The following is a 26,303-nucleotide window of genomic DNA, read 5'->3' as shown; positions in this document are numbered from 1 at the left end:
GAGCGGCGGCAACTGTGCCCAGGACACGGGGTGATGGGCGCGATCCGTTCACGGAGTCCGGTGTGGGCTCTTTCACTCACCCCGCGTCGAACCCGGCGCGCCGCAGCGCCGTGACCACAGCGAGGCCGAGGACCTGGTGCCCCGAGTCGTTGGGGTGCAGTCCGTCCGCGAGGTGCTCGGGTCCGAGCAGGTCACGGCCCGGGAGCACGGCGAGACGGTCGTCCCCGGCCGCGATCCGGTCCCGGGTGGCGCGCTCCATCGCGTCGCGCAGGGCGCCCAGGGTGGCGCCGAGCCGGTTCGGGGTGCGCTCGGCGTCGGGCCGCAGGAGCGGGGAGACCAGCAGCAGCGGGGTCCGGGGGTGCCCCTGGCGGACCAGTTCGAGGAAGGCGCGCGTGGTTTCGTACAGCAGCGGAGCCGAGAATGGCACCCGGGACCAGCAGTTGGTGCCGAAGGCGAGCGTGAGGACATCGGCGGGCAGTCCGGCGAGCTGCTCGGCGGTGGCCAGTTCGCCGCGCGCGGCCCCCGCGTAGCCGAGGTTGACCGTGTCCCAGCTCAGGGCGCGGCCGGCGACCGCGGGCCAGCCGTGGGCGGGGCGCGTGGACCACCAGCCCTCGGTGATGGAGTCGCCGTGCACCACCCAGCGCGGGGCGGACGGCGCCGGGGCGAGGCCGCCGCCGATCCCGCGCAGCCCGAGCACCAGCGGGGACTGCGTCTCGGGCGGGTGGATGGTGAACGGGCCTGTGCCGCCGCCCAGTTCGATGCGCACCACGGACTCCGCCGCCGGTTCGGTGAACACCTCCGAGACCACCCCGTGGCGGTCCCACAGGGCGAAGCCGTGCGCGAGGTCGTGCAGCGCGTCGGTGGGGCCGGGCAGGGTGGCCCGGTAGTGGATCTCGACCGCCCGGGCCGTCGCGGTGGTGAACTCCAGCCGGACCCCGATGGGCAGGCCGGCGCGTTCGCCGGTGTCCCAGGGCAGCCGCATGGTGTCCGCCGGGTCGGCGCGCACCGGGCGGCCCCCGTCCAGCCAGGCCACGCCGCGCAGGAACGGTCCGGGATCCTGCCACCCGCCACCGGTGCCGGTGCCGGTGTCCGTGCCCGCCCTCGCCCCCGAGTCCGTCCCCGTATCCGTACCCCTCCCCGCGCCCATGCCGGTACCCCTCCCCGCGCCCATGCCGGTACCCCTCCCTGTGCCTGTGCCCGTACCCGTGCCTGGGCCCGTACCCGTGCCCGTGTCCGTACCCATGTCCGTGCCCACGGGGTCCACCCTCTCTCCTCAGGCCGCCCCGCCCACCCCGGAGCCGCCGGGTTCACCCGTACCCCGCGGGGACCGGTTCCACCGCCGCCGGGGGGCGTCGATCGGGCGGGCCTGCGGGTCCACGGCGGCACGCTGCGGCAGATCTGACGAGGTGTCAAGAACCGGGTTCGAAGTGGCCTGCGCAGCGATCGATCATCCGTACGCAACAAAGGACCGTGGAGAACGGATCCGCGCAACGATCGTCCGCCAATGTGCAAGGATGGTGCATTACGGGCGGTATCACTCAGCTCGTAGGCTCACTCGCTGTACGTGGAGTGGCGTGGACCGCCTGCTCGGCGGTCCCCATGCCCAGGCTCTGCCTGCTCCTGCTCCGGACCGCTGCGGTCGATGCCTCACACCCCCCACCCGCAGCGACCAAGGAGTCCCCTCGTGCTCGATCACGGCCAGGCGCCACCGCTCTCGTCCGAGCCCCGCAGGCCCGCCCACCCGCTGCTGCGCCGCAAGCCCGTCGAGCAGCTGGTCGCCGAGGGCGGCCAGGGTGAGGGCGGAGCGCTCAGGCGCTCGCTCACGATGTGGCAGCTGACCATGATCAGCATCGGCGCCACCCTGGGCACCGGCATCTTCGTCGTGCTCGGCGAGGCCACTCCGATCGCCGGCCCGGCCGTCTTCATCGCCTTCATCATCGCGGGCCTGACCGCCCTGTTCTCCGCCCTCTCCTACGCCGAGCTGGCGGGCTCCATACCGGTCTCGGGCTCCTCGTACTCGTACGCCTACGCCACCATGGGCGAGCTCGTCGCCTGGGTCTGCGGCTGGTGCCTGATCCTGGAGTACGGCGTCTCGGTCGCGGCCGTCGCCGTCGGCTGGGGCCAGTACCTCAACGAGCTCCTCGACGGGACGCTCGGCCTGACCATTCCCGAGGCCTTCTCCGCCCCGCTCGGCGAGAACGGGTACATCAACCTTCCGGCCCTGGTCGTGGTCCTGCTGTGCATGGTCTTCCTGCTCCGCGGCGCCAAGGAGAGCGCCCGGATCAACTCGATCATGGTCGGCATCAAGATCGTGACGCTGGTGCTCTTCTGCGTCATCGGTTTCATGGGCATCAAGGCCGGCAACTACACCCCGCTGGCCCCGCTCGGCGTCACCGCGATCAGCACCGCCGCCGCGATGCTCTTCTTCTCGTACATCGGCTTCGACGCCGCCTCCACCGCAGGTGAAGAGGCCAAGAACCCGAAGAAGGACCTGCCGCGCGCGATCATGCTCTCGCTGGGCATCGTCACCGCCCTGTACTGCCTCGTCGCCCTGGTCGCGGTCGGCGCCATGCCGTGGCAGGAGTTCGAGGGCAGCGAGGCCGCCCTGGCCAAGATCATGGAGAACGTCACCGGACACTCCTTCTGGAGCGTCGTCCTCGCGGCGGGCGCGGTCGTCGCCATCGCCAGCGTCGTCTTCGCCGTCCTCTACGGCCAGACCCGCATCCTCTTCGCGATGTCCCGCGACGGCCTGATCCCGAAGGCCTTCGCCAAGGTCGACCCGAAGACCGGCACCCCGCGCATCAACACGATCATCGTCTGCCTCTTCTGCGGGATCCTGGCCGCCACCATCCCGCTCGGTGAGCTGGCGAACGCCACCAGCATCGGCACGCTCTTCGCCTTCGGCCTCGTCAACATCGCGGTCGTCATCCTGCGCTACACCCGCCCCGACATGAACCGCACCTTCAAGGTGATGCTCTTCCCCGTCACGCCCATCCTGGGCTTCCTCTTCTGCGCCTACCTGATGACCGAGCTGCCGGGATCCACCTGGGCCGTGTTCGGTGGCTGGATGGCGGTCGGGCTCGTGCTCTACTTCTTCTACGGCATGCGCCGCTCCAGCCTGGCCACTGTCGCCTCCGAGGCCACCCCGGCCGCGGAGGCCGCCGAAGAGAAGTGATCCACCCTCTGTGCGACTGAACGATCTCGACGAACGCATCGTGCACGCCCTCGCCGAGGACGCCCGCCGCTCCTACGCGGACATCGGCTCCGAGGTCGGGCTCTCCGCCCCCGCCGTGAAGCGGCGCGTGGACCGGCTCCGTGCGGAAGGCGCCATCACGGGCTTCACCGTCCGCGTGGACCCCGCCGCGATGGGCTGGGAGACCGAGGGCTTCATCGAGATCTACTGTCGCCACAACACCTCGCCGGACGACATCCGGCGGGGCCTGGAGCGGTACCCCGAAGTGGTGTCCGCGTCGACCGTCACCGGCGACGCGGACGCCCTCGTGCAGGTCTTCGCCTCCGACATGCGGCACTTCGAACGGGTACTGGAGCGGATCGCCGGGGAGCCGTTCGTGGAGCGGACGAAGTCCGTCCTGGTCCTCTCGCCGCTGCTGCGGCGCTTCACCTCGGGAGCGCCCGCCTAGAGGGTGTCGTCACACTCGTTCCTGCCGTGCGGCGTACGGAACGACTGTGACGACGCCCCTAGGGCGGTGGCGGTGGCGGTCCCGGTACCCGGCCGGTGCGAGCCGCTCGGCGGGTACGGCGCCCCGCGGGTACGGCGCCCCGCTACCGACGGCCGCGTCCCGACAGGGCGGGCTCGCGCCCCTCCAGCAGCGCCCGGCGTTCCTCCTCCGTCAGGCCGCCCCAGACGCCGAACGGCTCGCGGGTGTGCAGCGCGTGCGCCAGACAGGCGCTGCGCACCGGGCAGCCCGCGCAGACCCGCTTGGCCGCCGCGTCGCGCTCCTCGCGGTCGTCGCCCCGCTCTCCGGCGGGGTGGAAGAACCGCCCGGACCCCAGGTCCCGGCAGGCGGCGCGGGACTGCCACTGCCAGGAGCGCTGCGCGGAACCGGGCTGGCGTGCGACGTCGGACATGTCAGTTCCTCTCCGTGGGTTGTCCCCGCGTGTGACCACTGGGCGGCCCGCGAAACCCCGCCGTGGGAGACCGGCGCCGGATCAGGCCGCCCCGGGCGGCGTGCGCAGCCCGGGAAGCGCGGCTCGCGCCGCGCGCGAACCCCGTCGACCCGTACGGCCGCACCCCCCTCCGCGTTCTCCCGCGCCACGTGCAGGAACGGGCTGTCACCCCGCTCACGGACCGCCGCGGCCCACCGCGCGGACCCGGCGCCCGGCCGGCCCCTGCCCCGGTACCCGGGGTGCGGGCACACCGCGCTGATGTCCGGCCCTCCCGCCGGCCGCGTCCGCTCCCCGGCCATCGCGATGGCCGAGCGCGTCGGGAGACGTGCGTCCGGGCTCCTTCTCCCCGGGCCTTTCCCGGGCGCTCCCCGGCGCGGCGGCGCTATCGGTGCCCGTCGCCTTCTTGACGGCTCCCGGCGCCCGCCCCGAGACTGCGGGGGACGGCCGCGACGGCCGGTGCCCGCCGCGGGACGTCTCACCACCGCGGGACGGGCCGCCGAGGACGGAACGGGGGTGCGACCGGTGCGGACGGACCCCACGCACACCCGGACGCGGACCCCCCGGCGCTGGTGGCTGACCCGGCGCCTGCACATCGACCTCCTGCGCGTCCGCAGCGCCTTCGGCCCCCGCGCCTGAGCCCCGGACCCCGTACCCCGAGAGGCCCGTACGAGGCCGCCCGGCCCCACCCGGCAGGCCCGTACCCGCCACACCCGTACCCGGTACGCCGTGCTGACGGACGGCCCGGCCGCGCGCCCCACCGCGCCCCGGCCCCGCCACGCCCCGGCGACCCCCGCGCCAGTCCCAGGAGTGCCATGTCGCCCACCGTCCTGCCCCGCACCGCTCCGGCCCCCGCCCCGCGCGGCCGCATCGGCGCCGGCTTCTCGCCGGTTCCGCACCGCTACCACCTGTACCTGTACGCCGACTGTCCCCGCTCCGCCCGGGTGGCCGAGGCCCTCGCCCGGCTGGGGCTGAGGGACTCCGTCGCCGCCACCGTCCTCGGCGCCGACCCCGACGCGCCCGGTCACACCGCCCTGCGCCGCGCCTACGAGGCCGCCGGCCACCCTGACGCCGGTCCGTCGGACGTGCCCGCGCTCTGCGACACCTGGAGCGGCCGCGTCGTCTCCAACCACACCCCCGACATCCTCGACGACCTGCGGCTCCTGGCGGCCCACCCGGCCTTCCGTACGGCCCGCTGAGAGGGCTCCCGGGGGGTTCCTCAGGGGGCCCGCAGGGGGCCCGTGGGGGTCTGAGAAGGCCCCGCGCAACGAATCGCCGGACAGGCCGCGCAATGCGCAACGAATCGATGCGCAGAGCGCAACGGTCACGGCTTGTCCGCGTCGAACGCGCGCACGTACCGTCGTAGGACCCCCACCCCTCCTGCCACAGAGGTAGTCCATGCCCCCGCTGCGCACCGCCCTCCTCCAGAGCTCCGGACGGCTCGGCGACACCGCCGAGAACCTCAAGGCGCTCGACGGAGCCGCCGCGCACGCCGCGCGGAGCGGGGCCGGGCTCCTCGTGACCTCGGAGATGTTCCTCACCGGGTACGCCCTGGAGACCGAGGACATCGCCGCCCTCGCCGAACCGGCCGACGGCCCGTCCGCCGTCGCCATCGGCGAGATCGCCCGGCGCCACGGGGTTGCCGTCCTGTACGGCTACCCCGAGCGCGGGGGCGACGCCGTCTTCAACGCGGCGCAGCTCATCGGCGCAGACGGCGTCCCGCTCGCGAACTACCGCAAGACCCACCTCTTCGGCCCCTTCGAGCAGGAAGCCTTCACCCCCGGCGACACCCCCGTCGTCCAGGCCGACCTCGGGGGCCTGCGGGTCGGCATCATGATCTGCTACGACGTGGAGTTCCCGGAGAACGTCCGGGCCCACGCGCTCGCCGGCACCGACCTCCTCCTGGTGCCGACCGCGCAGATGCACCCCTTCCAGTTCGTCGCCGAACAGCTCGTCCCCGTACGGGCCTTCGAGAACCAGATGTACATCGCGTACGTCAACCGCACCGGCCCGGAGGGCGAGTTCGAGTTCGTCGGACTCAGCTGCCTGGCGAGCCCCGACGGGGTCACCCGGACCCGGGCCGGACGCGGCGAGGAGCTGGTGTTCGGCGAGGCCGATCCCGAGCTGCTGAGCGCCTCGCGCAGGGCCAACCCGTACCTGCGCGACCGCCGCCCGGGGCTCTACGCCTCCCTCGTCTGAGACCACTTCCCCCAGCCTGCCGCCCGCAAGGAGCCGTACCCCATGACGTCCACGGTGCCCACCACCGCCGTCCCGCACAGCGACGGACAGCCGCCGATCACCATGTTCGGCCCGGACTTCCCGTACGCGTACGACGACTTCCTCGCCCACCCGGCGGGCCTGGGCCAGCTCCCGGCCACCGAGCTCGGCACCGAGGTCGCCGTGATCGGCGGCGGGCTCTCCGGCATCATCTCGGCCTACGAGCTGATGAAGATGGGCCTGAAGCCCGTCGTCTACGAAGCCGACCAGATCGGCGGCCGGCTGCGGACCGTCGGCTTCGAGGGCGCCGGCACCGAGGGACTGACCGCGGAGATGGGCGCCATGCGCTTCCCGCCGTCCTCCACGGCCCTGCAGCACTACATCGACCTCGTCGGCCTGGTCACCGAGCCCTTCCCGAACCCGCTGTCCGAGGCCACCCCCTCGACGGTCGTGGACCTCAAGGGCGAGTCCCACTACGCCGAGACCATCGCCGACCTCCCGCAGGTCTACCGCGACGTCGCCGCCGCGTGGAACGACTGCCTCGACGAGGGCGCCGACTTCTCCGACATGAACACCGCGATGCGCGAACGGGACGTCCCGCGCATCCGCGAGATCTGGGCCAAGCTCGTCGAGAAGCTCGACGACGAGACCTTCTACGGGTTCCTCTGCAAGTCCGAGGCCTTCCAGTCCTTCCGCAAGCGCGAGATCTTCGGCCAGGTCGGCTTCGGCACCGGCGGCTGGGACACCGACTTCCCGAACTCCATCCTGGAGATCCTGCGCGTCGTCTACACCGAGGCCGACGACCACCACCGCGGCATCGTGGGCGGCTCGCAGCAGCTCCCGCTGCGCCTGTGGGAGCGCGAGCCCGAGAAGATCGTGCACTGGGCGCAGGGGACCTCGCTGTCCTCCCTCCACGGCGGCACCCCGCGCCCGGCGGTCACCCGCCTGCACCGCACGGCCGGCAACCGCATCACGGTCACCGACTCCTCCGGCGACATCCGCACCTACCGCGCCGCGATCTTCACGGCCCAGTCGTGGATGCTGCTCTCCAAGATCGAGTGCGACGACACGCTGTTCCCGATCGACCACTGGACGGCGATCGAGCGCACCCACTACATGGAGTCGTCGAAGCTGTTCGTGCCGGTGGACCGGCCGTTCTGGCTGGACAAGGACGAGTCGACGGGCCGCGACGTCATGTCGATGACCCTCACCGACCGCATGACGCGCGGCACCTACCTGCTGGACAACGGCCCGGACAAGCCCGCCGTCATCTGCCTCTCGTACACGTGGTGCGACGACAGCCTGAAGTGGCTGCCGCTGTCCGCGAACGAGCGGATGGAGGTCATGCTGAAGTCCCTGGGCGAGATCTACCCGAACGTCGACATCCGCCGTCACGTCATCGGCAACCCGGTCACCGTGTCCTGGGAGAACGAGCCCTACTTCATGGGCGCGTTCAAGGCCAACCTGCCGGGCCACTACCGCTACCAGCGACGCCTGTTCACCCACTTCATGCAGGACCGCCTCCCCGAGGACAAGCGCGGCATCTTCCTCGCGGGCGACGACATCTCCTGGACGGCGGGCTGGGCCGAGGGCGCCGTGCAGACCGCGCTGAACGCGGTCTGGGGCGTGATGCACCACCTCGGCGGCTCCACCGACGCCTCCAACCCGGGCCCCGGCGACCGCTACGACGACATCGCCCCGGTGGAACTCCCGGAGGACTGAGTCCCCGGGCAACAGAACGACGGGCCGTCCCCGCGCGAGCAGCGCGGCGACGGCCCGTTCCCACGTTCCCGCGCCGTCAGCGGCAGCCGAGCAGGCCCGTACGGCCCGGATGCCCCGCGGGGCGGGCGGGGCACGCCACCGCGACCGGGGTCAGCAGGCAGCGGCCGACCAGGCCGACGCCCGCGTCCAGGGACTCGCGGAACTCCTCCGCCAGGTCGGGCGTGCGGCGCAGGGTCCACAGCAGCCGGGCCGCCGCCCAGGCGCCGGCGCGGGCGCGGTCCAGGCTCCAGGAGCCGACGAGGTGGGTCAGCGGGTCGGCGATCTCCAGGAGGTCCGGGCCCGGCATCAGCTCCTCGCGGATGTGCTCCTCCAGCGCCACGAGGGTGTCGCCGACCCGGTCGAAGTCCGCTTCCAGCGCGGCCGGTTCGCAGTCCAGGGCGACGCAGGTCGCCACGACGGCCACCGCCAGGTCGTGGCCGATGTGCGCGTTGATCCCGGCCAGGGCGTGCTGCAGGGGGCGGACGCCGGGATGGCGGCGGTGCTGGAGCAGCGGACGCCAGCAGGCCGGGGCCCGGTCCGCCTCCACCGCCGCCAGGTAGTGCTCGGCGAACCGCACGCCGAGGGTCTGCGCCCGTCGGGGCGCGGGGAAGTCCCCGCGCCCGATGCGCCGGTGCAGGGTCTCCGTCACCGTCAGGTAGACCCGGTTGAAGACGGCGACACCGTCCTGCGGGGGGAGCCGCTCGTCCAGGGCGCGCATCCGCGCCAGCACCGCTTCCATGGGAGGCAGGGTCGCAGGCGGCGGCCCGGATGCGGGGACCTTGGCCGTACGCTTCGCCGGTTCGGGCGAAAACGCGTCAACGGGGCTTGTCCGGGCCGCCTTCGCCGTCCGGTCCGCGGCGCCCGTCCGGTCCGTCCGGGTCGCCCGGCCCGTCCCGCCCGTCCGGGTCGTCGTAGGCGGAGGTGCCGGAGTCGAGGAGGGGCTTCTGCCGCTTGAGGTGGGCGGGGGCGAAGTACCGCAGGGCGTGGTAGCCGCCGACCACCACGATCGTGCCGAGCGCGATGCCGCCGAGTTCGAAGGTGTCGGTGATCTTGAGCTGGACCCCGCCGATGCCGATGATGATGCCCGCCGCGGCCGGCACCAGATTCAGCGGATTGCGCAGGTCCACCCGGGCGTTCAGCCAGATCTGGGCGCCGAGCAGGCCGATCATGCCGTACAGGATGACGGTGATGCCGCCGAGCACCCCGCCCGGGATCGCGGCGACGACCGCGCCGAACTTCGGGCACAGGCCGAAGAGCAGGGCGAACGCGGCCGCGGCCCAGTACGCCGCGGTGGAGTAGACGCGGGTGGCCGCCATGACGCCGATGTTCTCGGAGTACGTGGTGTTCGGCGGGCCGCCGACCGCCGTGGAGAGCATGGACGCGGCGCCGTCGGCGGCGATGGCGGTGCCGAGCTGGTCGTCGAGCGGATCGCCCGTCATCTCGCCGACGGCCTTGATGTGCCCGGCGTTCTCGGCGATCAGCGCGATCACCACGGGCAGGGCGATCAGGATGGCCGACCACTCGAAGGCCGGCGCGTGGAAGGCGGGCAGCCCGATCCAGTCGGCCTTGCCGACCCCGGACAGGTCCAGGCGCCAGTGGTCCACGGCCCCGCCGCCGCCCACCGGTGAGTTGATCTTCCCGAAGACGAGGTCGAAGACCCAGGAGATCGCGTACCCGAAGACCAGCCCGAGGAAGATCGCGATGCGCGACCAGAACCCGGGCAGGCACACCACGGCCAGCCCGGTGAACGCCATGACCAGCAACGCCGTCCACTGGTCCTGCGGCCAGTACGTCGAGGCCGTGACCGGCGCCAGGTTGAAGCCGATCAGCATCACGACCGCGCCCGTCACCACCGGCGGCATCGCCGCGTGGATGATCCGCGCACCGAAGTGCCGCACCGCGAGCCCGGCGAGGAAGAGCGCCACCGCGACCACGAAGACCGCGCCGGTGACCACCGCGCTGTCCCCGCCGCCCGCCCTGATCGCCGCGGCGACCCCGACGAAGGAGAGGGAGCAGCCCAGGTACGAGGGGACCCGTCCGCGCGTGGCGAGCAGGAAGACGGCCGTCGCGACGCCGGACATCATGATGGCGAGGTTGGGGTCCAGGCCCATCAGGACCGGGGCGACGAAGCTCGCCCCGAACATCGCCACCACGTGCTGGGCGCCCAGCCCGGCGGTACGCGGCCACGACAGCCGCTCGTCCGGCCGGACCACCGCGCCCGGGGCGGGGGTCCGCCCGTCTCCGTGCAGGGTCCAGCGCACGCCGAGGCCCATGTTCCACCACTTCCGTTTCCGCCGGCCGGTCGAGCGTCCAGGCCGCGGGACCCCGTCGCCGGAACGGCGCCCCACCGGCGCCGCGTCGACGAGAGGGCCTCGGCGGCCAGCGATATGTTACGGCCGTATATCCGCAGGTTCGTCCCGGTCGCCCCGCGCGGCTTCCTCCGCCACCGGCTTCGGCCGCAGTACGGCGGCGCCCGCGATCAGCGCGAACGCCAGCAGGGTGACCAGGCCGAAGGAGACCACGAGCGAGGTGGCGTCCGCGACGGCGCCGATCGCGGACGGCGCGATCAGCCCCGAGGTGTACGTGATCGTCGCGACGCCGGCGATGGCCTGCGCCGGGGCGGGCCCGCTGCGCGCCGCGGCCGCGAAGGCCAGCGGCACCACGACCGCGATGCCGAGCCCGATCAGCCCGAAGCCGGCCAGCGCCGCCCCGGGATGCCGGACGAGGACCACGAGCAGCCCGCCCGCGGTGGCCAGCGCCCCGCCGGCCCGGACCGTGCGCACCGGCCCGAACCGGTCCACCACACGGTCCCCGACGAGGCGGGCGACGGCCATGGTGAGCGCGAAGGCGGTGGTGGAGGCGGCGGCCAGCCCCGCGTCCGTGTGCAGCACGTCCCGCAGGTACACTGCGGACCAGTCCAGGCTCGCGCCCTCCGCGAAGACCGCGCAGAAACCGACGGCGCCGATCAGCAGTGCCGACTTCGGGGGGAGCGCGAAGTGCGGGGGCGCCTGGGCCTCCTGATCGCTCCTCAGGTCCAGTACGCCCTGTACGGCGACCAGCCCCGCCGCGGTCAGCGCGACCGCCGCGATCAGGTGGTGAAGCCGGGCGTCCGCGCCGGTGTGCGCGGCGACCGTACCGGCGGCGGAGCCGAAGAGGGCGCCCAGGCTCCACATGCCGTGCAGGGAGGACATGACCGAGCGGCCGAGCCGGTTCTCGGTCTCCACGCCCAGCGCGTTCATGGCCACGTCCGACATGCCCGAGGTGGCCCCGTAGACGAAGAGCGCCAAGCAGAGGGTCGGCAGGTTCGGGGCGAGGCTCGGGAGGATCAGGGACAGGGTCCACATCGCCAGCAGCGCGCGCAGCGCCGACCGGGCCCCGAAGCGGTGGTTGATCCGCCCGGCCAGCGGCATCGCCAGCGCCGCGCCGAGGGCGGGGAAGGCGAGCGCGAGGCCCAGGGTGCCCGCGCTGAGCTGGGCGTGGTCCTGGATCCAGGGGATGCGGGTGGCGAAGGAGCCGGTGACGGCGCCGTGCGCGCAGAACACGGCGGCGATCGCGAAGCGGGCTTGGCGCAGGCGCGCCGGGCTGAGGTCGGTTTCCCCGGTCATGGGCGATAAACTATCAGGGACCCTGCCTGATAGTTAGTGGCCAGTGAATCCCTAGGATGGGCGCCGTGACTCCTGCTCCCGCCCCGGTCCCGAACCCCACGCCGGTCGCGCCCGCCACGCCGGTCGCGGCTCCTGTTTCGGCCCCGGCGCCGGTCGCGGCTCGCGCTTCGGCTCCGGCCCCTTCCGCGGCGCCCGCCCCGACGCCGACCCCCGCCTCGCCGAGCACGGCGCGCGCCATCAACGACCGCCTCGCCCTGCGGCTCCTCCAGGAGGCCGGGCCGCTGACGGCCAACCAGCTCAAGGCCCGGACCGGCCTCTCCCGTCCCTCGGTCGCCGACCTCGTCGAGCGCCTCACCGGGGCCGGGCTGATCGAGGTCGCCGGCGAGTCCGGCGAGCAGCGCCGCGGCCCCAACGCCAAGCTGTACGGGATCGTCGCCCACCGCGCCCACCTCGCCGCCCTCGACGTACGCACGGACAGCGTCACCGCCGTGGTCACCGACCTGCTCGGCCACCCCCTCGCCGAGACCGCCCTGCCCGTCGGTGCCCCCGGCGACGCGGTCGAGGCGCTGCTGCGCACCGCACGCGGCGCCGGAGCCGCCGACCTGCACACCGTCGTCATCGGGGCCCCCGGCCTGGTAACCCCGGCCACCGGCGAACTCCGCGACACCAGCGGCCTGCCCGCCTGGCACCGGGACCTCGTGACCGCCCTTCAACGGAGCCTGCCCGCCGTGGTCGTCGTGGAGAACGAGACCAACCTGGCCGCCCTCGCCGAGCAGCGTCTCGGAGCCGCCCGCGACCAGGACTCCTTCGTCCTGCTGTGGCTCGGTGCCGGCGTCGGCGCGGCCGTGGTCCTGGACGGCCGGCTGCGCCGGGGCGCCTCCGGCGGCGCGGGGGAGATCGGCTTCCTCCCCGTACCCGGCACCGGCGGCCTGCCCTCCGCCACCGACTGCGGCGGCGGCTTCCACGCCCTGGCGGGCCGGGACGCGGTCACCGCCCTCGCCCGCGCCCACGGTTTCGGCGGCCCGGCGGAGGAGGCCGTCGCCGGGGCCGCCGGGGAGCCGTTCCTCGACGCCTTGGCCGAACGGCTGGCCCTGGGCGCCGCCGCGGTCGCGGCCGTCCTGGACCCGGGCTGCGTGGTCCTGGGCGGCGAACTGGGCCTGGCGGGCGGCCCGTCCCTGGCCGCCCGGGTGGCCCGCCGCCTCGCGGCACTGACCCCGCTCCCGACGGAGGTCCGCGCCACCTCCCTGGGCGGCCCGGCGGTCCTGGCGGGGGCCAGGCTGGCGGCCCGGGAGGCGGCCCAGGACGTCCTGTTCGGCGGCTAGGCCGTCTCTTTCGGACGTACCCGGTCCGCGCCTCGATACCGTGGCCGGAGCGTGAGTGAATGGAGGGCATGCTCTTCGACTTCACCCGTGTCCATGACGGCGAGCGGATCCGCGGCGTGTACGGCGGCGATCCGTCCGGGCCCACCGCCGTGATGCTCCACGGCGCGGGCACCGGCAGCGCGGAGCGACTGCGCCCCCCGGTGCGGGAGTTCGCGGCACGCGGCTGTCGCGCAGTCGCCTTCGACTTCTCGGGGCACGGCGAAAGCAGCGGCAAACCGGCCGAGTTGAGCCTGCAGCGACGGTTCGAGCAGGCCGCAGCGGTGATCGACGCGCATGCGGCGGCGGACGGGCCGCTCGTCCTGGTCGGGTTCAGCCTGAGCGGGCAGACCGTGGCGGACCTCGTCCGGCACTACGGGAAGCGCGTTGCGGCGCTGGGGCTGTGCGCGCCCGCCGTGTACGCGGCCGAGGCGTGGGACCTGCCCTTCGGGGACGGGAACGGCCCGTTCAGCGAAATCATCCGGCGTCCCGACAGCTGGCGGGTGGCGTGACCTGGGGCGGGGCGATCTGACGTCCGCGGTGCCGGCCGAACGGCTGGAGTCGTACGTGGACGGGCTGCTGCGACGGTACGGCTGACCGGCCACCAGACAGGGAGCGTGACATGAATCCTCTTCTCCGCCGCTTCACAGCCGCGGTGGCCGTCCTCGGAGCGGGTGCCGTGCTGGGCGCGACCGGTGCGCTCGCGGGCACGTTCGACGGCCCGGTCCCGCAGGTCGTGAGCCTCGTGTTCGCCGGGGGGTGGTCGTGGGCCTGCTTCGGGTTCCTCGTCGGATACACCCGGAAGTCGAAGGCCGAGTCGGCGCTGCTGGCCTGTCCGGCGCTGGCCGTCGGCGTGATCGTCTACTACGGACTCAAGGCCCTCCATCCCGCCGCACCGATCGGAATGGACGCCGCGGACGGGTTCGACACGGAAGTCAACACGGCGGGAATCCTCGTCTGGGGAACAGCAGCGCTCCTCCTCGGCGCCCCGATGGGGTTCTTCGGGAACCTTGCGCGCCTCCCCGGGATCGCCGGCCTTCCGTTCCGTCTGCTCGTCCCGCTGATCGTCTGCATCGAGACCTCCTCCCGCCTCGCGGCGGAAGCGGACGCCGCCGGGCGGGGCGCCGCACTCACCTGGAGTGCGCTGCGCGTGATCGCCGTCCTCGTCGCCGCGGCCCTGGTGGGACACGTGGGGTGGACGTGGCGTGCCCGGCGCAACCGCGAGCAGGTCGGGGCCGGTTCGGACGGAGGAACGGACCACCCTGCGACGGCGCAGCGGATGCCGCCGCGATGAGGTACGGGTCACGTACAGGCTCGGGGGCGAAGACCGCACGAGGGGTCGCCGGCCGGCGGAACGCGGGAGGACCCGGTGGCCGCCGGGCCACCGGGTCCTCACGTTCGGTCGATGCCGTCACCCGGGGGTGGTCAGCAGGCGCCCTGGTCCTTCCAGACGCCCCACTCACCGGTGGTGCCGGGGGCCTCGTTCTGCGTCCACCACTGGGCCTTCCAGGTGCGGCCCTGGTGGGAGACGAGACTGCCGCTGTTGTAGACCTGGCCGGCCACGTACGCCGGGCTGGTGCACGTACCGCCCGGAGGCGTCGTCGGCGGAGTGGTCGGGGGAGTCGTCGGCGGGGTGGTGGGCGGCGTGGTCGGCGGCGTCGTGGGAGGCGTGGTGCCGCCCGGCTGGACCACCGTGGTGCCGCGTGCCAGGTCACCGGCGAGCGCGTAGGTCGTGCCGGAGATGTTCACCGTCCAGTTGGAGGGCGTGGAGACCGGCAGGTAGTAGTTGAACGCCAGGTCGACCGAGGCGCCCGGGGCCAGCGTCTGCCAGGCCGGGAGCTTCAGGGACACCCGGTGGAAGTCGCCCTTCAGGCCGCCCACGTTGCTTCCGGTGTGGTCGCTGCTGATCACCTTGGTGCCGAAGCCGGACTGGTCCGAGGCGTTGCCCGGGGCCGCGGTCGAGTAGTCGAACTGGAACTCGGTGCCGCCCGGCAGCGTCGCCTGGGTGTTGTTGGTGATCTTCACCTTGGGGGTGAGCGGGTAGTTGGAGTCGCCCAGCTTGAACTCGGTGAACTCCGTCTTGATGTCCACGGCCTGCGTCGGCAGGGCCTTGTTGGACTTCTTCGCGCCGTACGGGGCGGCGGCCTTGAACTTGTCGTACATCAGCGAGGTGAGCGTGTCGCCCGCCTCGTACTGGCCCTTGGCGGCGTTCCAGCCGTAGTCGCCGGCCATCTCCCAGACCATGGTGCCGCCGATGCCGCGGTTGACCACGTAGTCGGCCTTGGCCGCCACCGACTGCTCGTCCTCGGTGGAGAGGAAGACCTTCTTCTGCGCGTTCCACAGCCACGGCGCGACCAGCGTCGAGTCGTACTTGCGGGCGTAGGTGCCGGTCAGCGCGGTGTTCGCCGGGAAGCCGTACCTGGTGACGTAGTCGCCGACGATCCCCTTCTCGAGGTTCTTCGCGTGCCACATCGGGTTGGAACCGGCCGGCGACTCGACGCCGGCGGTGTCCTTGTCGTGCCACAGGTTGTCGATGCCGACGGCGCCGTCACCGCACTTGGTCAGACCGGCACCGGCCGGGCAGGTGGTCGCGGCGGCCTTGCCCCAGAGACCGTCGGTGCCGCCCTGCACGTTCTTGTGGCCGCGGGTGTAGTACGGCAGGCCGATGTTGATGCGGCCGGCCGGCATGGAGCCGCGGAAGTAGTGGTAGGCCCAGTCGGTGTTGAGGTAGCCGACGCCGCCGTACTGGGAGCTGCCGTAGACGTTCGCGGCGGCCAGCTCGGCGTCCTTGCCGTCGTCGAAGAGCGAGGCGTTGGGGCCGACGTACTCGTTCCAGGCGCCGTGCAGGTCGTAGGACATGATGTTGACGTAGTCCAGGTACTTCTGCATCTGGAACGTCTCCATGCCGCGCAGCAGGTACCCGGAGGAGGGCGCGGCGACGGTGAGCAGGTAGTGCTTGCCGTCGGCGGCGCCGGCCCGGTCCAGCTTCTCGCGCAGGCTCTTCATCAGGATGTCGTAACCCTTGACGAGGCCGGCGCGGCGGGCGTTGGCCAGCTGCCAGTCCAGCGGGTTGCCCGCGTCCTTCATCGTGGTCGGGTACTCGTAGTCGATGTCGACGCCGTTGAACCCGTACTTGCGGATGAACTCGACCGAGGAGTCCGCGAAGGTGTTGATGCCGGCCTGGTTGACCGAGCCGTCGGCGTTGGTGGCCATCGAGTAGAAGCCGCCGGAGGCGACGCGGTTGCCGTCGTCGCCGAAGTAGCCGCCGGTCTCGGCCCAGCCGCCGACCGAGATCAGCGTCTTGACGTTCGGGTACTGCTTCTTGAACTTCGTCAGCTGGTTGAAGTGGCCCTTGTAGGGGAGGGCCGGGTCCATCTCGGCGCCCGCCACACCCGGCCAGGTCATCCCGGTGGCCGCGTTGTTCGCGTTGTCGGCGCCGACGGAGATCTTGTTGTCGGAACCGACGTGCGCGAAGGCGTAGTTGATGTGGGTGATCTTCGACCAGGGGATGTTGTTGGCGAGGTAGGCCGGGGTGCCGTCCTTGCCGGTGCGCCAGCCGGTGAAGTATCCGATGACGCGGCGCTGGTGGTCGGCGCCCATCTTCTCGCGGCCCTCGGCGTCGTAGACCGAGCAGTACGGGACGTCGACACCGGCCGTCTTGTACAGCCCGTCGGGGCGACAGCTCTCGTTGTCTGCGGCGTGTGACACGCCCGTGGAGAGCCCGGCCACCAGCAGCCCGGCGATTGCGGCGCCGGATGCCAGGAGCATCGCTCTCGTACGTGTGGGGGACAGCATGGTGCCTCCTGGGGAGGGGAGGATGGCAGGACACGGCGTGAATCAACTGGGAGGGGATTGAAGCGTGTTGGCCCGTGACGTGCGCACATCTGACGGGCTGTTCCCGGGGAAGATGAAGGGAACGTTAAGAGGACTAGACCACCCCGTCAATAGGTCTGGACCAACTACAGGTCCATGGGGAGTGCACGCATCCCCGCCGCCTCCCGGTGTGATCTCGGCCACTCATCGTGTGATCCAGACCACACCCCGTCACCCGCATGGCCGCCGATCACCCGTGGCAGACTGGCTTCAGTACCAGTAGCAGCGCACTCCGGGGTCGGTGTAATTCCGAACCGGCGGTTATAGTCCGCGACCCGTCCGCAGCCAGCGGCCGGTTGACCAGGTGAGATTCCTGGACCGACGGTTAAAGTCCGGATGGGAGGCAGTGCGCGGCGGGCCAGTCACCGGTACGCCGCCGTCGGCGGTTCGTCGGCGCATCCCTGCGGATGCGTCCCAGCGGACCGTTCATCCGGCCTCGGCGTCCCCGCGTGTGCTGTACCGCTTCATCTGTCGTATCCCGACAGGCCCCGGAGTCCGTGCCCGACGTGGCAGGAGGACCCGGTGGCGACACACGCCGCGCACGCAGCACCCGACGCGGACAGCCGCGCCATGGGCCGAGCCGTCGAGCTCGCCGCCCGCGGACTCGGCTCCACCAGCCCCAACCCCGTCGTCGGCTGCGTCATCACCGACGCCGCGGGCACGATCGTCGGCGAGGGCTGGCACCGGCGGGCCGGCGGCCCGCACGCCGAGGTCCACGCGCTGCGCGCGGCCGGCGACGCCGCCCGCGGCGCCACCGCCTACGTCACCCTCGAACCCTGCAACCACACCGGCCGCACCGGCCCCTGCGCCCAGGCCCTCGTCGACGCCGGGATCGCCCGCGTCGTCTACGCCGTCCCGGATCCGAACCCGCAGGCCAGCGGTGGCGCGGCCACCCTGCGCGACGCCGGCGTCGCCACGCGGGCCGGCCTGCTGCGCGCCGAGGCCGAGGCGGGCAACGCCGCCTGGCTGACCTCCGTACGCCTGGGCCGGCCGTACGTCCTGTGGAAGTACGCCGCCACGCTCGACGGCCGCGTCGCCGCCGCCGACGGCACCAGCCGCTGGATCAGCTCCGCCGAGTCCCGCGCCGACGTCCACCGGCTGCGCGCCGAGGCCGACGCCGTCGTCGTCGGCTCCGGCACCCTGCGCGCCGACGACCCGCACCTCGCCGTCCGCGGCGTAGAGGGCGCCGTCCAGCCCCTGCGCGTCGTCCTCGACACCCACGCCACCGTGCGGCCCGGCGCCCGCGTCCTGGACGGGGCCGCCCCGACCCTGATCGCGGTCTCCGAGGACGCCGACACCCGTCACCTCGACGGCGTCGACCTGGTCCGGCTCCCGTACGACCGGGACGGCAGCGGCGGCAAGGGCGGCCTCGCCGTCGGCACGCTCCTGGACGAGCTGCACCGGCGCGGCGTCCGCTCCGTCCTCCTCGAAGGCGGTCCGACCCTGGCCGGCGCCTTCGTCGCCGCGGGCGCCGTCGACCGCGTCGTCGGCTACCTCGCCCCCGTCCTCCTCGGCGCGGGCCCCGCCGTCCTCGCCGACGCCGGCATCGGCACCCTCACCGAAGCGCTGCGCCTGCGGATCACCGGCACCGCGCGCATCGGCACCGACATCCGCATCACCGCCGTCCCCGCGGCCGCGTCCGTCCCCACAGCCACCAAGGAGACCTGAGTGTTCACCGGAATCGTCGAAGAACTGGGTGAGGTCACCGCCGTCGAGCAGCTCACGGAGGCCTCCCGCTTCCGCCTGCGCGGCCCCGTCGTCACCGAGGACGCCAAGCACGGCGACTCCATCGCCGTCAACGGCGTCTGCCTGACGGTCGTGGAGAGCGCCGGCGGGGAGTTCACCGCCGACGTCATGCAGGAGACCCTGAACCGCTCCAGCCTCGGGGCCCTCGCCCCGGGCTCCCGGGTCAACCTGGAGCGTCCGATGGCCCTCGGCGGACGGCTCGGCGGCCACCTGGTCCAGGGGCACGTGGACGGCACCGGGGAAATCCTCTCCCGCACCCCCTCCGAGCACTGGGAGATCGTCAAGGTCGCCCTCCCCGCGCACCTCTCCCGCTACGTCGTCGAGAAGGGCTCCATCACGGTCGACGGCGTCAGCCTCACCGTGGTCGAGGCCGCCGCGGACTGGTTCACCATCAGCCTCATCCCCACCACCCTCGCGCTGACCACCCTCGGCCTCAAGAAGCCGGGCGACCCGGTCAACCTGGAGGTCGACGTCCTCGCCAAGTACGTCGAACGCCTGCTGGCCGCCGGCGTCGACCCGCTGACCACCCGGGGAGCCGACCAGTGAGCGCCCTGACCTGGCTCAACGCCGAGGCCTTCGAGGTCTTCGGCCAGAAGGTCATCTGGTCCGACATGATCGGCAACCTGATGGGCCTGGCCGCCCTCGCCCTCGGCTGGCGGCGCTCCATATGGACCTGGCCCGCCCAGCTCCTCTCCGGACTCATCCTCATCGCCGCCTACGCCTCCGCCCACCTCGCCGGTGGCGTCGGCAAGCAGCTCCTCGTCATCGGCGTGGCCGTCTGGGGCTGGCGCGCCTGGCAGCGCGGCAGGCAGCAGGCCCAGGACGGCTCCATCGCCGTACGCACCGCCACCTGGAAGGAGCGCGGACTGCTCCTGGCCGGCGCGGTCCTCGGCACCCTCGCCGTCGGCGGCCTGTTCACGCTGTTCCCGCACCTGTCCTGGAGCCCGTGGGCCGACGCCTACATCTTCGTCGGCACCATCGTCGCGATGGTCGCCCAGGCCCGCGGCCTGGTCGAGTTCTGGTTCGCCTGGCTCCTCGTCGACCTCGTCGGCGTCCCGCTCGCCTTCAACAACGGCCTGGCCTTCTCCGGCCTCGTCTACGTCGTCTACTTCGCCCTCGTGCTGTGGGGCGCCTACGACTGGTACCAGCGCTCGCGCACCACCCCCGCCCCGGCCCTGGAAGGAGCAACGGCATGAACGCCCTCAAGACCCCGCTCAAGCCCGTGCCCGACGTCCCGGAAGAGTCCTTCCGGCTCGACCCCGTCGAGCAGGCCATCCGGGACATCGCGGCCGGCCGGCCGATCGTCGTCGTCGACGACGAGGACCGGGAGAACGAGGGCGACCTCGTCATCGCCGCAGAGAAGGCGACCCCCGAGATCATCGCCTTCATGATGAGCGAGTGCCGGGGCCTGATCTGCGCCCCGATGGAGGGCCCCGAGCTGGACCGGCTCGAACTGCCGCAGATGGTCCAGCACAACACCGAGTCGATGCAGACCGCCTTCACGGTCTCCGTCGACGCGAGCGGCGCCCACGGCGTCACCACCGGCATCTCCGCCGCCGACCGCGCCACCACCCTGCGCCTCCTCGCCGACGGCGTCAGCGGCCCCGCCGACTTCGTCCGCCCCGGCCACGTGTTCCCGCTGCGCGCCAAGCCCGGCGGCGTCCTGGTCCGCAACGGCCACACCGAGGCCGCCGTCGACCTCGCCCGCCTCGCGGGCCTGCGCCCGGCCGGCGCCATCGTGGAGATCGCCGGCGAGGACGGCGTCATGCTGCGCCTGCCCGAGCTGATCCCGTTCGCCCGCAAGCACGGCCTGACGATCATCTCCATCGAGGACCTGATCGCCTACCGCCGCTCCGCCGAGCCGACCGTGCGCCGCGAGGCCGAGGTCAGCCTGCCGACCGCCTTCGGCGAGTTCACGGCGTACGGCTACCGCTCCACCGTCGACGGCGTCGAGCACATCGCCCTCGTCCACGGCGACCTCGGCGACGGCCGCGACGTCGTGGTCCGGATGCACTCCGAATGCCTCACCGGCGACATCTTCCAGTCCCAGCGCTGCGACTGCGGCCCCCAGCTGCACGCCTCCATGGAGCGCATCCGGGACGAGGGCCGCGGCGTGGTCGTCTACCTCCGCGGCCACGAGGGCCGCGGCATCGGACTGCTGTCCAAGATGCGCGCGTACGAGCTCCAGGAACGCGGCCGCGACACCCTCGACGCCAACCTGGAACTGGGCCTGCCCGCCGACGCCCGCGACTACGCGGCCGGCGCACAGATCCTCGCCGACCTCGGGGTGCACAGCGTCCGCCTGCTGACCAACAACCCCGAGAAGTCCGCCGCCCTCGTGCGCCACGGCATCGCGGTCTCGGCCCGCGAGCCGATGCCGACCGAGGCGGGCGAGCACAATCTGCGGTACCTGCGCACCAAGCGCGACCGGATGGGCCACGACCTGCCCTGGCTGGAGCAGGCCGCGGCCACCTCCGCCTGCGGCAGTCAGTAGACAGACACCGCACACCCACACCGCGTACACCCGTACGCCGGACCATCCCCACCCCCACGAACCACCGAGGAGCAGAGCCGTGAGCGGCAAGGGCGCACCCGAACTGAGCGTGAAGAACTGCGGAGACCTCCGAGTCGCCGTGATCGCTGCCCAGTGGCACGAGAAGGTCATGGACGGACTGGTCGACGGCGCCCTGCGCGCCCTGCACGAGCTGGGCATCGACGAGCCCACGCTCCTGCGCGTCCCCGGCAGCTTCGAGCTTCCGGTCGTGGCGAAGGTACTGGCCGGTCGCGGATACGATGCCGTCGTCGCCCTCGGCGTGGTCATCCGCGGCGGCACCCCGCACTTCGACTACGTCTGCCAGGGCGTCACCCAGGGCCTGGTGCAGGTGTCGATCGACACCGGAGTCCCCGTCGGCTTCGGCGTACTGACCTGCGACAACGACGAGCAGGCACTGGACCGTGCCGGACTCGAGGGGTCGAACGAGGACAAGGGGCACGAAGCGGTCACCGCCGCCGTCTCCACCGCCATGACCCTGCGGACCGTCAGCGAACCCTGGCGCCAGTAGGCAGCGCCGGACCCCTTATTCTGAGGACCATCATGGCGAACACATCCCCCAAGAGCTTCGAAGAGCTCTTCACCGAGCTCCAGCTCAAGGCCGCCACCGGCGACCCCGGCACGTCCCGCACCGCCGAGCTCGTCGGCAAGGGCGTCCATGCCATCGGCAAGAAGGTCGTCGAGGAGGCCGCCGAGGTCTGGATGGCCGCCGAGTACGAGAGCAAGGAAGCCGCCGCCGAGGAGATCTCCCAGCTGCTCTACCACGTCCAGGTGATGATGGTGGCGCGCGGGATCTCCCTGGACGACGTCTACGCGCACCTCTAGGCCGGAGCACGCGGCGCGGGCCCACGCGCCGCGCCGCCCCACACCCTTTCGCACCTACGCACCAAAGGAAGACCCATGCTGCGCATCGCCGTCCCCAACAAGGGTTCCCTCTCCGGACCGGCGTCGGCGATGCTCCATGAGGCCGGCTACCGCCAGCGCAAGGAGTCCAAGGAACTCGTCACGGTCGACCCCGACAACGAGGTCGAGTTCTTCTACCTCCGCCCGAAGGACATCGCGATCTACGTCGCCTCGGGCAAGCTCGACATCGGCATCACCGGACGCGACCTGCTGCTCGACTCCGGCGCCAACGCCGAGGAGATCCTGCCGCTGAAGTTCGGCCGCTCCACCTTCCGCTACGCCACCAAGCCCGGCACCGCGAAGGGCCCCGAGGACTTCGGCGGCATGACGATCGCGACCTCGTACGAGGGAATCGTCGGCAAGCACCTCGCCGAACTCGGCGTCGAGGCCGCCGTCGTCCACCTGGACGGCGCGGTCGAGACCGCCATCGAACTGGGCGTCGCCCAGATCATCGCGGACGTCGTCGAGACCGGCACCAGCCTGCGCAACGCGGGCCTGGAGGTCATCGGCGAGCCGATCCTGCAGTCCGAGGCCACCGTCATCCGGCGCACCGGCGCCGCCACCGACGACCCGAAGGTCTCGCAGTTCCTGCGCCGCCTGCAGGGCGTCCTGGTGGCCCGCAGCTACGTGATGATGGACTACGACTGCCGCGCCGAGCACCTGGAGCGCGCGGTCGCCCTCACCCCGGGCCTGGAGTCGCCCACGATCTCCCCGCTGCACAACGAGGGCTGGGTCGCCGTCCGCGCGATGGTCCCCGCCAAGGAGGCCCAGCGGATCATGGACGACCTGTACGAGCTCGGCGCGCGCGCGATCCTCACCACCTCGATCCACGCCTGCCGGCTCTGACGCCCGCCGTCCCCGCCGCGACCCTCCTCCCAGAACCGAGCACAGCCACATGGCCGAGTCCGCCGCCCAGCCCGCCCCGCCCGCCCTGCCGGTGACCTTCCGGCCGACCCGCACCCGGGCCGTCCTGCTGGGCGTCGGGCTCGCCATGTTCGCCACCATCACGGCGATCGCCCTGCTCCTGGAGAACCTCAGCCCGGGGGAGCGGGTCAGCTTCGTCTTCACCGCCGTCCTGCTGACCTCCGTCCTGGTCCTGCTCAGCCGGCCCAAGGTCGTCGCGGACGAGGCCGGGGTCACCGTGGTCAACCTCACCACCACCCGCCGCCTCGACTGGGCGCAGATCCTGCGCGTCAACCTCCGCCCCGGCGACCCGTGGGTGTTCCTGGACCTCAGCGACGGCACCAGCCTTCCGGTCCTGGGCATCCAGCCCGGGGTCGCCAAGGCACAGGCGATCGCCGACGCACGCGCCCTGCGCGCGCTCGCCGAGACCCGCGGAACCGGCGCGGCCGAGCGCTGAGCCCGCCCGAGCCCGTGGCCGCGTACCGTTGCGGCCGCGATCTCAATGACTACCCTGGTGGGCGGGGCGCAGCCGTGCGCCCTCCCGCCGGCCCCGGACCCCGTGGCCCGCGGGCACCTGCGACTTGAGGAGTGACTCCCTCCAGCAATGGACGGATCGTCCGGTAGTACACGCGCCGCCCTCCCCCCCGAGGCGGCGGCATGACCATCCCGCTACTCCTGCTCGTGGCGGCTTTCGTCCTGATCCTCGCGAACGGTTTCTTCGTGGCCGCCGAGTTCGGCCTCGTCACCGTAGAGAAGCCCGAGGCGGAACGCGCCGCAGCCGAAGGTGACCGCCGTGCCCGCACGGTCGTCAAAGCCCTGAGGGAGCTGTCCTTCCAGCTCTCCGGGACCCAGCTCGGCATCACCATCACCTCCCTCGTGGTCGGCATGCTCGCCGAGCCCGCCCTCGCCGCCTTGCTGGCCGGGCCGCTCACCGCGACCGGCCTGCCCGCGGGAGCCGTCTCCGGCGCCGCCGTCGTCATCGGCATGCTGCTCGCCTCCGCCGTCCAGATGGTCGTCGGCGAGCTCGTACCGAAGAACTGGGCGGTCTCCCGGCCGCTCCAGGTGGCCCGGTTCGTCGCCGGCCCGCAGCACGCCTTCTCCAGCGTCTTCCGGCCCGTCATCGCGGGCCTCAACGCCGTCGCCAACCGCCTGGTCCGCGCGCTCGGCGTGGAGCCGACCGACGAGATGGCCTCGGCCCGCACCCCCGGCGAACTGGTCTCCCTGGTCCGCCATTCGGCCCAGGCCGGCGCCCTCGAACAGGACACCGCCGACCTCTTCGTCCGGACCCTGTCGCTGGGCGGGCTCACGGCCCAGCACGTCATGACCCCCCGGGTGAAGGTCAGCGCCCTCCAGCACACGGCGACCGCCGCCGACGTGCTCAACCTGACCCGCGCCACCGGTCTGTCCCGCTTCCCGGTCTACCGGGACCGCATCGACGAGATCACCGGCATGGTCCACCTCAAGGACGCCCTCGCCGTGCCCGAGTCCGAGCGCGGACGCACCTGCGTGAGCCGGATCTGCGTCGCCCCGCTGCTGGTGCCCGGCTCCCTGCCGGTGCAGCCGCTGCTGGAGCGGCTGCGCAGCGAGCAGCCCATGGCCGTGGTCGTCGACGAGTACGGCGGCACGGCCGGTGTGGTCACCCTGGAGGACATCGTGGAGGAACTCGTCGGCGAGGTCCGCGACGAGCACGACCTCGCGGAGGACGACAGCCCCGAGCTGACCGCCGTACCCGCCGAGGACGGCCGCCCCGCGTGGGAGGCCGACGGCAGCTGCCGGGTGCAGGCCCTGCGCCGGATAGGCCTGGAGGTGCCCGAGGGCCCGTACGAGACCGTCGCCGGCCTCGTCGCCGACCTGCTCGGCCGGATCCCCGCCCCCGGGGACCGTGCGGAGCTCCCGGGCTGGCGGCTGTCCGTCCGCCGGGTCCGCCGCAACCGCGCCGAGCGGGTCCGGCTGGTCCGGCTCACGGCGGTCCCCGCGGCCGGTCCGCCGGGGTTCCCGTCCGGGGTCGGGTCCGGGGTCGGGGTCGCGTCCGGCGTCGGTGCCGGCCGGTGCGACGCACCGGCCCCGCAGCAGGCCGCCGAGTTGGAAGGCGCCGCCCGGTGAACGCCCTCCAACTGCTCTTCGCGCTGCTGCTGGTGCTCGCGAACGGCTTCTTCGTCGGCGCCGAGTTCGCGCTCGTCTCCGTCCGGCGCAGCCAGATCGAGCCGCTCGCGGCCGGATCCACGCGGGCCCGCCAGGTGCTGTACGGCCTGGAGAACCTGCCGCGCATGATGGCCGCCGCGCAGTTCGGCATCACCATGTGCTCGCTCACCCTCGGCGCGGTCGCCGAGCCGACCGTGGCCAGGCTGCTGGAGCCCGTCTTCCACGCCGTGCACGTGCCCGAGGGGCTGATCCACCCCCTCGGCTACGTGCTGGCGCTCGCGGCCGTGGTGTTCCTGCACCTGGTCATCGGCGAGATGGTCCCCAAGAACCTCGCCATGGCCGCGCCGGAGCGGACCGCCCTGTGGTTCAGCCCCGGCCTGGTGGCCTTCGCCCGCCTGTGCGGGCCGGTGACCACCGCGCTCGGCGCCTGCTCCACGCTGGTCCTGCGGCTCTTCAAGGTCGAGCCCAAGGACGAGGTCGAGGCCGTCTACACCCGGGCCCAGCTCGGCCGGCTCGTCGAGGACTCCCGGCAGGCCGGGCTGCTGGACCCCGGCGAGCAGGAGCGCCTGGAGGACGCGCTGGAACTGGGCAGCCGCCCCGTCGCCGACGTCCTCCTCGCGCGGGAGCGGATCGTGACCGTCGCCCCGTCGGTGACCCCGCGCGAGATCGAGCAGCTGACGGTGCGCACCGGCTACTCCCGCTTCCCCGTCCGTTCCGACAGCGGCGCCTTCATGGGCTACCTGCACGTCAAGGACGTACTGGACCTGGAGGACCGGGAGCGGGCCGTCCCGCAGCGGGTGTGGCGCAGGATGACCACCGTGTGCTCCACCCTCCCGCTGGACGACGTCCTCAGCGTCATGCGGCGCGACGCCACCCACCTGGCCCAGGTCGCCGACCCGGGCGGCCGGGTGCTGGGGCTGGTCGCCATGGAGGACGTACTGGAGATGCTGGTCGGAGAGGTGCGCGACCCCGCGCACCGCACGGCCCCGCCGGCCCGCCGCGGCGCCCGCCGCGAGGAGGCCCTGGCGAGCTGACACCGGCCCGGTTCCGGCCCCCGCGCGGGGGCCGGAACCGGGCCGCGTTCCGTGCGGGCCGTGCTTCGTAGGGGTCACGCCCGCG

General features: G+C 72.8%; 23 protein-coding genes, 1 pseudogene and 1 riboswitch. Of the genes and pseudogenes, 18 read left to right on the top strand and 6 right to left on the bottom strand.

What is annotated here, in order from left to right:
* Positions 1 to 76: 76 nt before the first annotated feature.
* Positions 77 to 1,147, bottom strand: coding sequence for a GDSL-type esterase/lipase family protein (locus ACFWW8_RS23610; protein ID WP_386530972.1), 1,071 nt, complete (start codon positions 1,145 to 1,147; stop codon positions 77 to 79).
* A gap of 537 nt (positions 1,148 to 1,684) precedes the next feature.
* Here ACFWW8_RS23610 and ACFWW8_RS23605 point away from each other — a divergent pair.
* Together ACFWW8_RS23605 and ACFWW8_RS23600 are read left to right on the top strand one after the other, a co-directional pair.
* Positions 1,685 to 3,175 (top strand): amino acid permease, encoded by a 1,491-nt coding sequence (locus ACFWW8_RS23605; RefSeq protein ID WP_386530970.1) that lies wholly within the window; start codon positions 1,685 to 1,687, stop codon positions 3,173 to 3,175.
* Positions 3,176 to 3,185: 10 nt separating this feature from the next.
* Positions 3,186 to 3,641: an Lrp/AsnC family transcriptional regulator gene (locus ACFWW8_RS23600; protein ID WP_007262967.1), complete on the top strand. Its 456-nt coding sequence runs from the start codon at positions 3,186 to 3,188 to the stop codon at positions 3,639 to 3,641.
* A gap of 142 nt (positions 3,642 to 3,783) precedes the next feature.
* On the opposite strand, the gene ACFWW8_RS23595 is transcribed toward ACFWW8_RS23600, so the two are convergent.
* The gene (locus ACFWW8_RS23595) at positions 3,784 to 4,089 is read right to left on the bottom strand and encodes a WhiB family transcriptional regulator (protein WP_386530968.1); all 306 of its coding nucleotides are present in this window, start codon (positions 4,087 to 4,089) and stop codon (positions 3,784 to 3,786) included.
* 851 nt (positions 4,090 to 4,940) lie between these two features.
* Between ACFWW8_RS23595 and ACFWW8_RS23590 the strand changes: the two genes are divergently transcribed.
* From ACFWW8_RS23590 to ACFWW8_RS23580, 3 genes are all read left to right on the top strand, one after another.
* On the top strand, positions 4,941 to 5,324 hold the full coding sequence (locus ACFWW8_RS23590) for a hypothetical protein (RefSeq protein WP_386530966.1): 384 nt from the start codon (positions 4,941 to 4,943) through the stop codon (positions 5,322 to 5,324).
* 199 nt (positions 5,325 to 5,523) lie between these two features.
* Positions 5,524 to 6,324, top strand: coding sequence for a carbon-nitrogen hydrolase family protein (locus ACFWW8_RS23585; protein WP_386530964.1), 801 nt, complete (start codon positions 5,524 to 5,526; stop codon positions 6,322 to 6,324).
* Between the two features lie 42 nt (positions 6,325 to 6,366).
* Positions 6,367 to 8,064: a flavin monoamine oxidase family protein gene (locus tag ACFWW8_RS23580; RefSeq protein WP_386530962.1), complete on the top strand. Its 1,698-nt coding sequence runs from the start codon at positions 6,367 to 6,369 to the stop codon at positions 8,062 to 8,064.
* 76 nt (positions 8,065 to 8,140) lie between these two features.
* Here the strand turns inward: ACFWW8_RS23580 and ACFWW8_RS23575 are convergent, their stop codons facing one another.
* The 3 genes from ACFWW8_RS23575 to ACFWW8_RS23565 all read right to left on the bottom strand — a co-directional run bounded on the left by ACFWW8_RS23575 (position 8,141) and on the right by ACFWW8_RS23565 (position 11,708).
* Positions 8,141 to 8,842 carry a DUF5995 family protein gene (locus tag ACFWW8_RS23575; protein WP_386530960.1) on the bottom strand — a complete coding sequence of 234 codons (702 nt, stop codon included), beginning with the start codon at positions 8,840 to 8,842 and terminating at the stop codon, positions 8,141 to 8,143.
* A gap of 76 nt (positions 8,843 to 8,918) precedes the next feature.
* On the bottom strand, positions 8,919 to 10,376 hold the full coding sequence (locus tag ACFWW8_RS23570) for a uracil-xanthine permease family protein (RefSeq protein ID WP_386530958.1): 1,458 nt from the start codon (positions 10,374 to 10,376) through the stop codon (positions 8,919 to 8,921).
* A gap of 117 nt (positions 10,377 to 10,493) precedes the next feature.
* Positions 10,494 to 11,708: an MFS transporter gene (locus ACFWW8_RS23565; RefSeq protein WP_386530956.1), complete on the bottom strand. Its 1,215-nt coding sequence runs from the start codon at positions 11,706 to 11,708 to the stop codon at positions 10,494 to 10,496.
* A 236-nt stretch (positions 11,709 to 11,944) separates the two neighbouring features.
* On the opposite strand from ACFWW8_RS23565, the gene ACFWW8_RS23560 reads away from it, so the two are divergent.
* The 3 genes and pseudogenes from ACFWW8_RS23560 (at position 11,945) to ACFWW8_RS23550 (ending at position 14,360) form a co-directional block, all read left to right on the top strand.
* Positions 11,945 to 13,030, top strand: coding sequence for an ROK family transcriptional regulator (locus tag ACFWW8_RS23560; protein ID WP_386531028.1), 1,086 nt, complete (start codon positions 11,945 to 11,947; stop codon positions 13,028 to 13,030).
* A 68-nt stretch (positions 13,031 to 13,098) separates the two neighbouring features.
* Positions 13,099 to 13,575 (top strand): annotated as a pseudogene (locus ACFWW8_RS23555) (alpha/beta hydrolase); the annotation flags it as partial.
* Positions 13,576 to 13,688: 113 nt separating this feature from the next.
* The gene (locus tag ACFWW8_RS23550) at positions 13,689 to 14,360 is read left to right on the top strand and encodes a hypothetical protein (protein ID WP_386530954.1); all 672 of its coding nucleotides are present in this window, start codon (positions 13,689 to 13,691) and stop codon (positions 14,358 to 14,360) included.
* Positions 14,361 to 14,491: 131 nt separating this feature from the next.
* Here ACFWW8_RS23550 and ACFWW8_RS23545 read toward each other — a convergent pair whose 3' ends face one another.
* Positions 14,492 to 16,861 (bottom strand): chitinase C-terminal domain-containing protein, encoded by a 2,370-nt coding sequence (locus ACFWW8_RS23545; protein WP_386530952.1) that lies wholly within the window; start codon positions 16,859 to 16,861, stop codon positions 14,492 to 14,494.
* Between the two features lie 301 nt (positions 16,862 to 17,162).
* Positions 17,163 to 17,293: riboswitch (FMN riboswitch) on the top strand.
* A 168-nt stretch (positions 17,294 to 17,461) separates the two neighbouring features.
* Between ACFWW8_RS23545 and ribD the strand changes: the two genes are divergently transcribed.
* The 10 genes from ribD to ACFWW8_RS23495 all read left to right on the top strand — a co-directional run bounded on the left by ribD (position 17,462) and on the right by ACFWW8_RS23495 (position 26,218).
* Positions 17,462 to 18,607, top strand: coding sequence for a bifunctional diaminohydroxyphosphoribosylaminopyrimidine deaminase/5-amino-6-(5-phosphoribosylamino)uracil reductase RibD (ribD, locus tag ACFWW8_RS23540; protein WP_386530950.1), 1,146 nt, complete (start codon positions 17,462 to 17,464; stop codon positions 18,605 to 18,607).
* Complete coding sequence (locus ACFWW8_RS23535; RefSeq protein WP_386530948.1) at positions 18,608 to 19,231, top strand: riboflavin synthase; 624 nt, start codon at positions 18,608 to 18,610, stop codon at positions 19,229 to 19,231. It begins immediately after the preceding gene.
* Positions 19,228 to 19,881: a nicotinamide riboside transporter PnuC gene (locus ACFWW8_RS23530; RefSeq protein WP_383923714.1), complete on the top strand. Its 654-nt coding sequence runs from the start codon at positions 19,228 to 19,230 to the stop codon at positions 19,879 to 19,881. The genes ACFWW8_RS23535 and ACFWW8_RS23530 overlap by 4 nt, the downstream gene beginning before the upstream one ends.
* Positions 19,878 to 21,179, top strand: a complete 1,302-nt coding sequence (locus ACFWW8_RS23525; RefSeq protein WP_386530946.1) for a bifunctional 3,4-dihydroxy-2-butanone-4-phosphate synthase/GTP cyclohydrolase II — start codon at positions 19,878 to 19,880, stop codon at positions 21,177 to 21,179. Before ACFWW8_RS23530 ends, ACFWW8_RS23525 begins: the two co-directional genes overlap by 4 nt.
* A gap of 79 nt (positions 21,180 to 21,258) precedes the next feature.
* A complete protein-coding gene (gene ribH, locus ACFWW8_RS23520) occupies positions 21,259 to 21,747 on the top strand; it encodes a 6,7-dimethyl-8-ribityllumazine synthase (protein WP_384028077.1) in 489 nt (162 codons plus the stop codon).
* Between the two features lie 32 nt (positions 21,748 to 21,779).
* Positions 21,780 to 22,061: a phosphoribosyl-ATP diphosphatase gene (locus tag ACFWW8_RS23515; RefSeq protein WP_383923708.1), complete on the top strand. Its 282-nt coding sequence runs from the start codon at positions 21,780 to 21,782 to the stop codon at positions 22,059 to 22,061.
* A 75-nt stretch (positions 22,062 to 22,136) separates the two neighbouring features.
* On the top strand, positions 22,137 to 22,985 hold the full coding sequence (hisG, locus tag ACFWW8_RS23510) for an ATP phosphoribosyltransferase (RefSeq protein WP_386530943.1): 849 nt from the start codon (positions 22,137 to 22,139) through the stop codon (positions 22,983 to 22,985).
* A gap of 49 nt (positions 22,986 to 23,034) precedes the next feature.
* The gene (locus tag ACFWW8_RS23505; RefSeq protein ID WP_386530941.1) at positions 23,035 to 23,499 is read left to right on the top strand and encodes a PH domain-containing protein; all 465 of its coding nucleotides are present in this window, start codon (positions 23,035 to 23,037) and stop codon (positions 23,497 to 23,499) included.
* A 200-nt stretch (positions 23,500 to 23,699) separates the two neighbouring features.
* The gene (locus ACFWW8_RS23500) at positions 23,700 to 25,145 is read left to right on the top strand and encodes a hemolysin family protein (protein WP_386530939.1); all 1,446 of its coding nucleotides are present in this window, start codon (positions 23,700 to 23,702) and stop codon (positions 25,143 to 25,145) included.
* Positions 25,142 to 26,218: a hemolysin family protein gene (locus tag ACFWW8_RS23495; protein WP_386530938.1), complete on the top strand. Its 1,077-nt coding sequence runs from the start codon at positions 25,142 to 25,144 to the stop codon at positions 26,216 to 26,218. The genes ACFWW8_RS23500 and ACFWW8_RS23495 overlap by 4 nt, the downstream gene beginning before the upstream one ends.
* Positions 26,219 to 26,303 lie beyond the last annotated feature (85 nt).

The sequence above is a fragment of the Streptomyces sp. NPDC058701 genome (assembly GCF_042715295.1).
Classification (GTDB): Bacteria; Actinomycetota; Actinomycetes; order Streptomycetales; family Streptomycetaceae; genus Streptomyces.
This window is presented reverse-complemented; position numbering and strand designations above follow the sequence as displayed.